Below are 13,502 nucleotides of genomic sequence, written 5' to 3' on the forward strand. Positions count from 1 at the left end.
AGTCGCAACTAAAACACGTTGCGACTGTTTTTATTCGCTTTTTCTTTGTTTCGTTTGTTGTAGCTCTTTATTAATTCGGACAATTTCGTTGCCAAAATTTTGCCAGTCACTGGCTCGCGGGGGCGCTAGCCAAATTAAACATTTTACTGAAAATAATGTTTTTGGTAAATAATCTGAAACTACTAAATCAGTATCTGGTCGAATCGCTGAATGAAAGTGAATGCTGAAAGATTCGAATATTTTGATTTGTTCTTTGATAAACTGAGTATATTTTTCTCCTTGCGTAAAATTAACATAAAGATTGATCGTGCTTTTTTCATTCCTTTGGTCATAAAGACGGGATAACACTAATAGCAAATCAAAAAATAAAGAAAGCTTACTAAACTCAAACGCCGAGCAATCCAACGCAAATAAAAACTGACGACAGCTATTAAAAACAATTGGGTAGCGTTCCTGAAAAAATTCTAAATCCATAATTCGTAAGGTGATATCGATAAACGGTGTAATAAAACGATGTTGATAAATAATCGGAACAATTTCTTGATAAAATTCTTCGTCCGAAATTGTAAACGGCATATAAGAAAAGAATAATGTTTTCGTAGCCGTAATTGCCTCATTGTGAGAACTCAGCAAATGTTCCGAAATAAGTTCACTTTGATAGACCGATAAATTGCCGATAATTCCTTGAATTTCTGCGTTTTTCTCTGCATGAGTCGCCTTCATCACTTCGTTGATCCAACTTTGAATTTCTTGATAAATCGAACTTTCTTCATCAAAAGCGAATGGATTTTCTTCTTGGGATAAAAAATAATTAGCTTTTCTCTGCGTTCGTTCTAACGCCACCAATACATAATGTTTAAATAAATGAAAATTAGTGATATTTTCATAAGAGCCTTTCAATTGAGCCAATAATTGGTTAACTGCGCGAAGATCTGTTTGATTATATAATTCTTCAGAATCTTTGTAAATTCGGTAATAAAGCATAGTAAAATATTGTCTAATCGCCATTTCATTGCCGCTAAGTTGTAAATTTTTGGATAACTTGATACCGTATTGACCTAATTCTTTCCGGATATGGTCAACAATTTTGTACACAACCGTTCGACTCATCCCGTGCTTTTCACCGTATTTTTTGATTGAGGTAAACTGATGAAAGAAAATCGTTTTTAATAGATTAAATTCTAACGAGTCTTTTAAATAATATTCTTCAATAATACTTGAAGAAATACGAAGGCTTTGAGATAACAAAATTTCATTATTTTTTTCACTGATTTCCATCTCATTAATCAGACCAAAGCGTTGCAAATCTGCATTGATTTCTGTTATGTTCCGTTCTAGCAAATAAGGAGAAATAGCTAATTGCTTACATAAACGATCTTTTCGTTCAGAAAATGAATATTGTTGCTCTAACTTTCTAATAATCGCTAATTTTAAATTTTCCCGATCATCTAATAACAAGAATTCCATTTAAACTCTCCTTGTTCCATACAAAAGTGAGCCTGACAGGAAGCTTAAAGTGGTGCCAAATTGAGAGGACCCACTTGCCGCTCCTCCAGTAATTTCCACTGGGGCTATCGTATCTATTTTTTTCAACAACTCATCATTTAACAGCACCTTTTTATTTACTCGTTCCTGTTCAATTTTATTTTTCTTTTTCTCCTGTTTTGTTTGTTGCTCCTTGTCCTGTCTCGAGGCAATAATTGGTCTTTCTGGGCCAATCATTGCTTGACTATAAGGAAGCTCTGCAAGCATATTCCCCTCTGCAGCAAAATTAGTAGGGTTGACATACACCTTCGCAATAGAAAGGTATGACTCGTAACGGAAGGTTACAAAATAAAGGCCTACTTTTTGAGGATTTACATTATTTTCTATAATTACATTTTCTAAATTTAAAGGGCGACCCTCTTTATCTTTTAGAAAAACGACATTGTCTAAGGGTGACCATGCTTGATTAACTCCTAAAAACGTGTCTTTTAATTTAAGTTCCGTTTGATTTTCTTTGACCGTAATGGTTGCTGTTTCAATTTTGCCATCCACTTCATAAGTCACGGTATATTTGCCTGGTGTTGTCGCTTCGTTTGCATAGCTATTCACTGAAGCAATCAACATTCCTGAAGAAAGAAATAAGGCTGTGCCGATACTACCATAATAAATAGTTCGCTGGTTCATCTCGTTTATTATTCCTCCAAACTATTTCATAAAAATAACTATCTTAACAGAAAAACCTGCTAATAGGTGTTCTTAAAATAAAAGTCACTTGTAAAACTTCCTATTTTCCAAGGAAACAGCTACCCTCATTCATGCACTTATTCATCTTTTAAGCGTGGAACAAAAGTTACTTTAAACTTTTGCCCCACGCTCATTTAATTATTTTCGTTTCTTCTTGATGACTATACCACTAATAATCACAATAAGTAACACAACAAGTCCTAGCACACGATATAGACCATTAGTTTGTTCTCCCGTTTTTGGATAACGTCCTTGCTTGTCAGGTTTCACAATATGTGTGACATACTGACTACTTTTTATCGTGGTTTGATTCGTTGAGGAACTAGTCTGGTTGTTCTCATTTTTATCTGGTAGTGGTGTAGGATTACGATCAATCACATGAACAGTTGCTACTGTCGTCAATTGACGAGGTGTCTCGTTTGAAAACATTGAGAAAAGTCGTGACTGCACAGCTGGTTTGGTTTCATTAACTGGCTCAGTGGTATAGGAAATCTGGTACTCTCCTGTTTTCTTTGTATCAACTTTCCCTTTCACTTGAACTTTATCAAAGGATATAGCATGACCGTCACGATCTGTCGCTGAAACGAAATTATCTTCTGGTTTCCACGAATCACCAACATAAATCGTTGTATCTTTAACCTCTAACTTAGATTGGTCGGGTTTGACGGTCACATGGGCTGTTTCTTCTTTACCTTCGTAACTGTATACGATTGGATAAACGCCTGCTTTGCTAGTATCAACTTGACCTGAAACAGTGATTTTTTCGAATGGGACATCTTGACCTGTTTTATCTGTTGCTGAAACAAAGTTCTCTTCTGGTTTCCATGAATCGCCGACATAAATCGTTGTATCCTTGACTTGTAAACGACTATCATCACGGACATGAACGATTGCTTTCGCTTCTTTTGTGCCATTTTTATAGACAATTTCATAATCGCCTATTTTATCAACATTCACTGTTCCCTGAACATCAATTTTTTCAAACGGAACGTCTTGACCTGTTTTGTCTGTCGCGGAAACGAAGTTATCTTCTGCTTCCCATTTATCACCCACATAAATTGTTGTATCTTTGACCTCTAACTTAGATTGGTCGGGTTTGACGGTCACATTAGCTGTTTCTTCTTTACCTTCGTAACTGTAAACGATTGGATAAACGCCTGCTTTGCTAGTATCAACTTGACCTGAAACAGTGATTTTTTCGAAGGGGACATCTTGGCCTGTTTTATCTGTTGCTGAGATAAAGTTCTCTTCTGGTTCCCATGAATCGCCGACATAAATCGTTGAATCTTTGACTTGTAAACGACTATCATCACGGACATGAACGATTGCTTTCGCTTCTTTTGTGCCATTTTTATAGACAATTTCATAATCGCCTATTTTATCAACATTCACTGTTCCCTGAACATCAATTTTTTCAAACGGAACGTCTTGACCTGTTTTATCTGTTGCTGAAACGAAATTATCTTCAGGTTTCCATTTATCGCCGACATAAATCGTTGTATCTTTGACCTCTAACTTAGATTGGTCGGGTTTAACGGTCACATGGGCTGTTTCTTCTTTACCTTCGTAACTGTATACGATTGGATAAACGCCTGCTTTGCTAGTATCAACTTGACCTGAAACAGTGATTTTTTCGAATGGGACATCTTGACCTGTTTTATCTGTTGCTGAGATAAAGTTCTCTTCTGGTTTCCATGAATCGCCGACATAAATCGTTGAATCTTTGACTTGTAAACGACTGTGATCAATTGTTTTCGTTAATGGAATTTTTAGTTGATTGTCTCCTTTGACCAGCTTAATAGCTTTTCCTGTCAAATACTCTTCATCCACGGAATATTCCTGCGGTACATTCGTTACTCGCAAAGTATAATCACCTGTCATGATGGCATCAAAGGAGTATTGACCTTTTTCATCTGTTGTAAATTCGGTTGCTGTATGCGTGACATTATCAATTAGTTCAAAAGAAACTTTCGCAATTGCTTGGTTTTCATCCTCTACGTTATGCGTGTAGAATGTGGCAGTTGCTAAATAGACAATGCCTTCCGCATCACCTTCTGAGAATTTCAATGTGATTGGCGCAGTGGCGACTTTTTTCTTGCTAGCAGACATCTGGTTCAATGTTTCAGAGTCGATTGTTGTTTCTGTATAGATTTGGCCAGCGTTTGCAGAGACAGTATTGTATTCAATCGTAATGTTTTCTGTCAATGTATAGTCTTTAAAAATAATTTTCGCACCGTTTGTAGTCTTCTCTAATGAATAAGCATCTTCTGGCACGCCTTTCACGGTAATAGAATTCAAATCGATTTGAGCATTGGTTGTGCCTTTGGGTGTTAATTCAATCGTTGGATTTTTCACACGATGTGTTTTATTATCAATATTTTTTGTTGTTACTGTCGTTTTTGTTACATTTTTTAATGTTGGATTCGCCGCTTGTGTTGCACTCAAAATGTCTAACGCTTCATTTTGAACAGAAACCGTAGCAGACCCTTCATTATTATTCGATTGTGGTTCTTTAGCTGTCCCTGTTATATAAAGAGTTGGCACGTCGATCCAGCCATTGGCATTTTTATACTCAATAATGTAACGTTTGTTGGTTTTTCCAAAATCAAACGTGTAACTATTGGTATTTTCGTCAAAAGTAATCGTTGGGTATCCAGGACTGTCTGGTGACATTGGTTTATCAAAATAATAGCCACGATCCCAGTATTGTGGATAAATTGAATCTACCTGATCGTTTGAAACATCATAAATGTCAAAAAGAACATCGGCGCCAGCTGGAATTTTTGTACGGACGCTTAGTGAGTCAAAAGAATCATTTCGTGCATTGACAAGGAATTGATTTTTACTACTTTGAAGTGTTCGTTCAGAACCACGCTTACTATTAGTAGTTACTGTCGTATCAACTGGAGTTAAACCTTCAGCACTCATTGTTATCGGTATCGTATCGACTGGGATACTTTTATCTTTTGGCAAACTATCGGGCACATAATTAAAACCAATTGGAATTTGGATTTCGTTGGTTATTGGCGTAGTGAACTTAATAACTGAACCATCTGACGTTGGCGTTACTGTATAATCCGTTCCTAACTTGTAATAAAAATAAATTTCTTTTGTAGCTCGCAATGAAAGATAATTAGGATGCTTTACTTTAATTTCTAAATTTTGAATCGGTGTCTCTTTGCTTCCCATAACTGAGACAGTTGTTCTTGATGAATAGGCACCATTTTGATCATAATTACCCCAAGCAGTTTCAGCATTCAAAGGATTAACAACACTAATTGGTTCAATATATTGATCAGATACTAATTGAATGGCTTTATTGGGACCAATTACAGGTGTACTTAATGATAGATTGATATCTTTCTTGTCAAAATCCATTGTTAAATCAGAAATATTTATTCTTAAATAGCTATCTTTTGTGGCCGTTAAAGTGAGCTTGCCACCTTCAGTTTTAATATCAAAATAGTCTTCCAATTTTACATTTTCATATAAAGGACCATACGCCGTAAATTTAGGATTCTTAATTTCTTGACCGTTTGTACTCTCTAATACGATTTGTTGACCCACTTTTGTTTCTGTTAATGTGCCATAAATTGTTACATAATATTTCCCTTTGCTTTGAAAACTGATATAGGACATACTACGCATTTCACGATCAGCAATTACTTTACTTGTTTGACTCGTCTTCGCAGTAAAATCGGTTGTTTGTTTAGTTCCTGTCGTACTTTTCAAAGAAATTGACCCAATTTTTGTGGTTGGATACTGCTGCGAATATAAGTAGTTATAGTCCGAAGCACTCTCTAAATAAATTGTCCGATTAATCGATAAGGAATAGGCTTTTTGTTGATTCATGTTTGGAACAGTTACAGCAATCCGCCCGAGTGAATTATCGCTTAATGTATAATCTTTGCCAGGTGTTAACAGGGCTTGCGTTTCTGGTAAAATTTGACCATTAATATCGACATCGTAACTGAAAACTTGAGGTTCCAAGTTATCTTGTTTTCCAAAGACAGCGTCTGGCGTCTCTGTTGTTAATAATTCTAATGTTTGATTGCCAGTTAACGTCCGGTCTAAATTATAAAAAATTTCGCCATCTAACCCTGTCGTTCTGGTTCGTTCGTTATATTGAATTGGTTCCACTTGTTCATATAAATCAAACGAGTAGGTTTTTTTATTTTTTCCTGGAGTTTCAATTTTGATTAATGGTTCCGCCTCTGTTGTTAGATAACTTTTTAGTTCTACTTTAAAGGAAGTATCTGAAACTCGTTGATTAAACGTAATACTTAATGTTTTGGTTGCCGCATCGACTGCCCAAGTTGCGCCAATGCCTGTCACTTCTCCGCTAACAGTTGAATAACCTAAATGTTCTGGTAATTGAACTGTATAAACTGATCCAGGTGCATAACCTGTGTTTCCAACAGCAAATTGGAACGTAGCGGTTACCGGTGTTGTATTTAATTCGCGGTGAACCTCTGTTTGGCTGTATTCTGTTCCACCAATCGGCGCAAGACTCATACTGTCAAGTAGTTCATCTGTAATTGGCGCTTGAACATCTGGTAGGGCTTTTTCATTAAGTGAGGTGTCCTTGTCCTCCGTTGTTTGTTGTTCAGATGGTGTAGCACCACTGGAAGCTGTTGTGCTCGCCTCTGTGGTTTGCGATTCAGTTGTTGCAGTTGGTTGATTCATTTCTGAAGTAGTCGTTGTTGCTAAAGGTAAAGATGGTGTTGAGTTCGATAACTCTGCCTCTTTTTTTGCTGTATCAGTGGTCTCTGTTTGTGCTTCTGTCGTTGTTACAGCATAGGCATTTACGGCAAACCCGAAATTTTGTGCGAGAAGTATACTCAACATCACAAAAGAAAAAGTTTTTTTCTTCATACTAATCCCCTTTCAATAAAATTCATATAACCTAATAATAGCTTGTTAAAAATGAAACAATTGATTAATTTTTTTTGAATCTTCGAAAAAAAAAAACAGCTTTTCATAAAAAAATACTTGGAAAATCAGCCACAATCACTGTTTTTCCAAGTATTTTTTTATGAATATTTGTAAATTATCGTTTCTTTTGGCGAAAAACGACCACGAAATAAACTGCAATAAACAATAACACTAAGAGCGAGTTACTATTTTTAATGAAAGTTAAAAATTGACTTGTTTGCATTGAAATGCCTTTGCCGCCAGTCAATTCTAATAAAAATTGTGTCGTGCCACCTTTGCCTACTACAGTGACTAACATAAGCGCCATCAAAATAAATTGATGGAATAAACTCCCTTTTGTTTGTGTTGTATATTTGATAAGGATGCGGCTATCTTTAGGCAAATCTGTCTCTTGATAATATCGCCTAGCTAAAAAGCTGTTCAATGTGCTTTTGAAAAAACTCAAGAGAAACAGGCCTAAAATAGTCCACGAGGTAAGAAGTAATATTCCCAAACTTCCCGCCAGACCAATCATTGGTATGTTGTTTGACCATTGTTTCGTTTTACTAGCTACAATCATTGCAAAAATCATCCCTAAAACATAAGGTAAATAGAGATAGATGCCCATATGAGCTCTGCCATAAACCCCTGCAACATAAATGGAACCAAATAAAAATAAATAGTTCCCGACAATCCCGTTAATCAAGGTCGCAAGATTCATTTCTAATGATACTTTATATGCGCCCCGTTTGCCATAATGACTAACGAAAAGGACAGCCACCACAAAGAAACAGCAGGCGCCAACAATCGCATAATCAAATTCCACCGCATTCGTTAATAAGCGACCACTTCTTAATAAAAGTAATAACACAAAAAAGATAACAAACAGAATTAATTCTTTTCGTGAAACTTCTGCTGATTCTTCTTCTAGCTCGTTTAATGAAACAGGATAGCTCTTGATTGCTACTAAAGCAACCAGAAAATAGAGCGCGTACACCAATAACGCCAGTCCAATCTCAGTCGCTTTAAAAAATAAAGCGCCAAATAAAACAGCGGTCAATAAGACTGTCGTTAAAAGATTGCTATGACTGATTTTTTGACCTTCTTCTTTTAAGAAAAAGCGAATTGATTGATTACTTGGTGGCAACAATGCCCCACTAAGTCCTAACAACATTCCTGAAATACTATAAAGCGGGAAAGAAAAAGCGCCGGCGATCCCAATTAAGGAGCCTGCCAAGCCTAACAATAGAGAAATCTTTAGTAGACCTAGACTAGTTAAAGACAAATTAATTCCTCGAACCAGAAAAATGCCTGTCATACGCAATGTATAAAATAAGACAAATGGTAAAATTGTTAAAAGGTTGTGTCCATCACTCAATTGAATGTAAAGTAAATAAGGCACAACAATAATCGTATTACTTAGTAAACTTAATGCTGTATTACCAAGACTTTCAATTTTTTTATTCATTTTGACCTCTTCTTTTATCTTTCATTTTCTATTATTTTTAGGGTAGCATTGTTTACTTTTTTTGTCCATAAAATAACAGATGTAGCAATTTCCTAATGTTTATTTTCCACTGTTACGTATAATAGTTAATGACGACAGCTTGGACTTTCTCTGTTCCATCATTTATATACGTGTGTACTTGATTAGCATCAAAATACATAGCGGCGTCTTTTGGAAGAAGGTATCTCTGACCGCCCACTTCAAGAGCTAATGCTCCTTGAATAACCATGACATATTCTGTCGAACGTTTTGAATGCCCAACAGCTTGATACTTTTTCCCTGGATCTAATTCAAACTGAAAGAGTTCAAAGTTTCTTTCCTGGTTGTCTGAGTAGTAATTAAAGACTCGATAGGAGTGATCTTCAGAATGTTGTGTTACCGTCTCAGTTTTTTTAACCACGGGATTTTCTTTAACATAGTCATCTTCTAATAAATACGTATATGGAACATTGAGTCCATTACTTATTTTCCAAATTGTATTTATGGTAGGATTGGTGGTTCCTTTTTCAATCTGCGAAAGCATCCCTTTACTCACTCCGGTTATCCCAGCTAGTTCATCTAACGTAAGTTTTTTTTCTTGTCTAATTTTTTTTAAATTATTGCCAATGATTGTATTAATCTCCAAAATAGTTGCTCCTTCTGTTTCTTTTTATTATCTAAAAGTTTAATATATTGAACAAAAGTATTCTTTATTGTATTATACAATATATATCTTAGTTGTTCAAAAGGAGTGGTTAATAATGAAAACGCTCATTCGCTCGTTGTGTCTTATTATCGAAGGTCTAGATTTTCATACACACGTGTTTAAATTTTATACAGAAAGAAGGAAAAAAAGAGAATGAACCACCAATTAGATGCACGCACTGGCATTCGTGAAGCCTTGCCAACGGTTTTTGGCTATATTGGTATTGGGATTGCTTTTGGTATCGTAGGACAAGCAGCAGGTTTTTCCCCTCTGATTGTTAGTGCGATGTCGTTTTTTATTTTTGCAGGATCTGCTCAGTTTGTAACAGTTAGTATGTTGACTGGCGGCAGCCCTATCTTATCTATTGTGTTAGCGACTTTCTTAGTAAATGCGCGTATGATTCTTATGGGAATGACCATTGCGCCTTACTTTAAAGCCGAATCTCTCGGTAAAAATCTCTGGTTGGGAACCTTACTGACGGATGAAAGTTTTGCACTAGGAATGAATAAATTAAACCATACCAAAGGACGTTTAAGTTTTGAGTGGTTTAATGCTGCCAATTTGATTTCCTATGCGACTTGGGTTTTTTCAACGATCATCGGTGCCTATCTAGGGCGCTTTATTGCAAACCCTCAAGCATTAGGTCTTGAGTTTGCGGTCGTGGCTATGTTCATTGGTTTACTTTATCTGCAGATAATTAGTGATCGTTCCATGAAAATCGCTTTACAACTCATCATGGTCCTGATTACTTTTGGGTTGATGTCTATTGGTCTAATTTTTATTCCCAGTAATTTAATTGTCTTAGTTGTCACGTTAATCGGTTGTGGAATAGGAGTGATGATAAAACATGCCTTCTTCTGAGTATCTCTTTTTAACAATTTTAGGCTGTACCGTTGCAACCTGGCTTTCAAGAATACTGCCATTTTTACTTTTAAAAAAAATCAGTCTGCCACAGAAATTATTAGAATATCTAAGTTTTGTTCCCATTGTGATTATGTCCGCCTTATGGTTTAGTAGCTTATTTGAACAAAGAATTGGGCATTTACCAAGCCTCAATCTTCCTTATTTATTCGCTTCATTTCCTACCATTTTAGCCGCAATACTTACTAAAAACTTATTGCTTATTGTACTGGTAGGCATTGCTTCATTTGCACTAATCCAAAATTTTATCTAAAAAAACAGACAGGCACTACCAGATGGTAGTGCCTGTCTGTTTTTTTAGATGCCAGCTGCAGGGATCGAACCTGTGACCTACGCGTTACGAGTGCGTTGCTCTACCAACTGAGCTAAGCTGGCCTGAAACAAATCTATTATAGGACTTTCTACTTTATTTGTAAAGTCTGTTTGTTATTTATTTATGCAAAATCTCTTTAAAATAAGCCAAATAGCGACTTTACAAACTTTTTTCTGAAAATGTGGTATAATAGAGATATCAAGAAAGGATGGTTTTTTGTATGTCAAATTTTAATGGTATGGTTACTCCTGTTGTTCCATCGGATGCTGGTAAGGATTTCGCCGTTGACACCCATGTTACTTTTCTTGTTCACGGACAGCCACAAACAGGCGTTGTTACGAAACAATTAAAAAATGCCGCTGTCGTCGAAATTGACGAAACGCAAAAAAACAATCACTTAATGGTGCACAGCAATGGTGTGATTGTTATTAATTACAAACAATTGAAAAAGATTTAATTCTTCAAGCGTGGGAAATTTCCCCCGCTCTTTTTTATGTACAGAATTGGAATACTTTCCAATTCGTCGGAAACTATAATGCTGTAATAAACGCAAAAAAACCAAAAATAATTCCAGGAACATTAGCAAAAATAATGGACTTATCACGTGTTTCTCCATCGTCTCCATATAACCCATGAATCGTCCAAAAAATACAATTAATCATTGCCACTAATGGTTGCGTCGGATTGCCTTTTTCCCCATGTAAATTTCCATAAATTTGTGGAATATATGAAACATACATCAAAACTGACATCACACTAGCAATCACAGCGATAGCGTGTAAGACTTTTTTATTCTTTTTCATAGCTACTCCTTTGTTTTTTTATTTTTTATTATACACCTAGAAAAGTTCTTTAAGCAAAAGAAAACCGTTAGTAACCATAATCGGTTACCTAACGGTTTTTTGTTATTATTTTGTTCCGAATAAACGGTCACCAGCATCCCCTAAACCAGGAACGATATAGCCGTCTTCGTTTAAGCGCTCATCTAAAGCTGCTGTATAAATATCTACATCTGGGTGCGCTTCTTGTAAAGCTTTCACACCTTCTGGAACGGCCACTAGACATACAAATTTAATGTTGCTAGCACCACGTTCTTTTAAGGAATCGATGGCCATAATTGCGGAACCACCTGTTGCTAGCATTGGGTCAACAACAAATAATTGACGACTTGCAATGTCTTCAGGTAATTTCACGAAGTATTCATGTGGTTGCAATGTTTCTTCATCACGGTAAAGTCCAACGTGTCCAACTTTCGCTGCTGGAATTAATTCTAAAATCCCATCAACCATGCCAATTCCGGCACGTAAAATAGGAATGATTGCTACTTTTTTCCCTGAAAGTGTTTTTTGTGTTGATTTACCCATCGGTGTTTCGATGACAACATCCTCTAAAGGCATATCCCGTGATACTTCATAAGCCATTAACATAGCAATTTCGTTGACAACTTCGCGGAAAACCTTTGTCCCACAGTTCTTTTCGCGAATCATTGTTAGTTTGTGTTGAATTAGCGGATGATCAATTACTTGAAATTTTCCCATATCTATTCTCCTTCATTATTTTATTCTTTCTTATTGTAAAACAAAAGAGCCTAGGACACAAGTTGAATTCCTTAAATCCTAAGCTCCGACTCTTATTTGTACAGAGAATTGCGCTTCAGCTATCCCTGATGTTAGTTATATAATGGATATTTTTTAGTTAGCGCTGCTACAGCTGCTTTGACTTCATCATGAACTGCTGTATTTTCTGGATCTTTTAAAACTTGAACGATTAATTTAGCAACTTCTACCGCATCTTCTTCTTTAAAACCACGTGAAGTAATCGCAGGCGTTCCAATACGGATACCACTTGTTTTAAATGGACTTAATTGTTCAAACGGAATTGAATTTTTATTGACAGTAATATTTACACTATCTAAAATAGCTTCTGCTTCTTTTCCATTTAAACCAAAACCTGTCACTTCAATCAGTAATAAGTGGTTGTCTGTTGCCCCACTAATTAAACGAGCTTCTGGCGCTTGATTGAAAACTTTCGTCATCGCTTGCGCATTTGCAATCACTTGCTGACTATATTCAGCAAAACTTGGATCCAATGCTTCTTTAAAAGCTGCGGCTTTTCCGGCAATCACATGTTCCAATGGGCCACCTTGAATGCCTGGGAAAATACTACTATTTACTTTTTTCGCCAATTCTTCGCTATTTGTCAAAATTAAACCGCCACGAGGACCACGCAATGTTTTATGGGTCGTACTTGTTACGATATCAGCATACGGAACTGGATTTGGGTGCAACCCTGAAGCTACCAAGCCTGCAATATGCGCCATATCAACCATTAACTTGGCATCTACTTCATCAGCGATTTCACGGAAACGTTTGAAATCAATCGTTCGTGAATACGCACTTGCGCCAGCAACAATTAATTTTGGACGATGTTCTCTTGCTAAAATTCGCACAACATCGTAATCGATTACTTCTGTTGAAGGATCCACTCCATAACTGACAAAATTATAGGTTTTTCCACTAAAGTTAACGGGCGAACCATGTGTTAAGTGACCACCAGCTGATAAATCCATCCCCAAAATGGTATCACCTGGTTCAACCAATGAAAGGTATGCCGCTGTATTGGCTTGAGAACCTGAATGGGCTTGTACATTCGCGAATTTTGCACCAAATAATTCTTTGGCACGATCGATAGCTAAATTTTCTACGATATCGATAAATTCACAACCACCATAGTACCGTTTGCCAGGGTAACCTTCTGCGTATTTATTCGTTAAAATACTTCCTTGGGCAGCCATAACTGCTTTTGACACAACATTCTCAGATGCGATTAGTTCCAAGTTATTTTCTTGGCGCTCTTCTTCTCTTGCAATTGCATTCCATAAATCTGGGTCATACGTTTTGTAATCCATTCAAACAACACTCCATTTTGTTTTC

General features: G+C 36.3%; 11 protein-coding genes and 1 tRNA gene. 3 read left to right on the forward strand and 9 right to left on the reverse strand.

Going from position 1 to position 13,502, the window contains the following annotated elements; translation table 11 throughout:
• Positions 1-30: 30 nt before the first annotated feature.
• The 5 genes from IGL93_RS09745 to IGL93_RS09765 form a co-directional block, all read right to left on the reverse strand.
• Positions 31-1,467 (reverse strand): helix-turn-helix domain-containing protein, encoded by a 1,437-nt coding sequence (locus IGL93_RS09745; RefSeq protein WP_002356635.1) that lies wholly within the window; start codon positions 1,465-1,467, stop codon positions 31-33.
• Positions 1,468-2,169, reverse strand: a complete 702-nt coding sequence (locus IGL93_RS09750; protein ID WP_010776022.1) for a hypothetical protein — start codon at positions 2,167-2,169, stop codon at positions 1,468-1,470.
• 198 nt (positions 2,170-2,367) lie between these two features.
• Entirely contained in the window at positions 2,368-7,104 is a 4,737-nt protein-coding gene (locus tag IGL93_RS09755) for a bacterial Ig-like domain-containing protein (RefSeq protein ID WP_104662332.1), read from the reverse strand.
• 175 nt (positions 7,105-7,279) lie between these two features.
• Positions 7,280-8,611, reverse strand: a complete 1,332-nt coding sequence (locus tag IGL93_RS09760; protein ID WP_010713183.1) for a hypothetical protein — start codon at positions 8,609-8,611, stop codon at positions 7,280-7,282.
• 112 nt (positions 8,612-8,723) lie between these two features.
• The gene (locus IGL93_RS09765) at positions 8,724-9,275 is read right to left on the reverse strand and encodes a helix-turn-helix domain-containing protein (protein ID WP_002362234.1); all 552 of its coding nucleotides are present in this window, start codon (positions 9,273-9,275) and stop codon (positions 8,724-8,726) included.
• Between the two features lie 213 nt (positions 9,276-9,488).
• Between IGL93_RS09765 and IGL93_RS09770 the strand changes: the two genes are divergently transcribed.
• Entirely contained in the window at positions 9,489-10,196 is a 708-nt protein-coding gene (locus IGL93_RS09770) for an AzlC family ABC transporter permease (protein ID WP_002356628.1), read from the forward strand.
• Positions 10,183-10,509 (forward strand): AzlD domain-containing protein, encoded by a 327-nt coding sequence (locus tag IGL93_RS09775; protein WP_002362235.1) that lies wholly within the window; start codon positions 10,183-10,185, stop codon positions 10,507-10,509. The genes IGL93_RS09770 and IGL93_RS09775 overlap by 14 nt, the downstream gene beginning before the upstream one ends.
• A gap of 49 nt (positions 10,510-10,558) precedes the next feature.
• On the opposite strand, the gene IGL93_RS09780 is transcribed toward IGL93_RS09775, so the two are convergent.
• Positions 10,559-10,631 (reverse strand) — tRNA-Thr (locus tag IGL93_RS09780).
• A gap of 158 nt (positions 10,632-10,789) precedes the next feature.
• On the opposite strand from IGL93_RS09780, the gene IGL93_RS09785 reads away from it, so the two are divergent.
• A complete protein-coding gene (locus tag IGL93_RS09785) occupies positions 10,790-11,026 on the forward strand; it encodes a hypothetical protein (protein ID WP_002381528.1) in 237 nt (78 codons plus the stop codon).
• 73 nt (positions 11,027-11,099) lie between these two features.
• Here the strand turns inward: IGL93_RS09785 and IGL93_RS09790 are convergent, their stop codons facing one another.
• The 3 genes from IGL93_RS09790 to glyA form a co-directional block, all read right to left on the reverse strand.
• Complete coding sequence (locus IGL93_RS09790; protein WP_002356625.1) at positions 11,100-11,372, reverse strand: membrane protein; 273 nt, start codon at positions 11,370-11,372, stop codon at positions 11,100-11,102.
• A gap of 105 nt (positions 11,373-11,477) precedes the next feature.
• Complete coding sequence (upp, locus tag IGL93_RS09795; protein WP_002356624.1) at positions 11,478-12,107, reverse strand: uracil phosphoribosyltransferase; 630 nt, start codon at positions 12,105-12,107, stop codon at positions 11,478-11,480.
• Positions 12,108-12,238: 131 nt separating this feature from the next.
• The gene (glyA, locus tag IGL93_RS09800; protein WP_002356623.1) at positions 12,239-13,477 is read right to left on the reverse strand and encodes a serine hydroxymethyltransferase; all 1,239 of its coding nucleotides are present in this window, start codon (positions 13,475-13,477) and stop codon (positions 12,239-12,241) included.
• Between the last annotated feature and the right edge of the window lie 25 nt (positions 13,478-13,502).

Source organism: Enterococcus sp. DIV1328a, assembly GCF_050536905.1.
In the GTDB taxonomy this organism is placed as follows: domain Bacteria; phylum Bacillota; class Bacilli; order Lactobacillales; family Enterococcaceae; genus Enterococcus; species Enterococcus faecalis.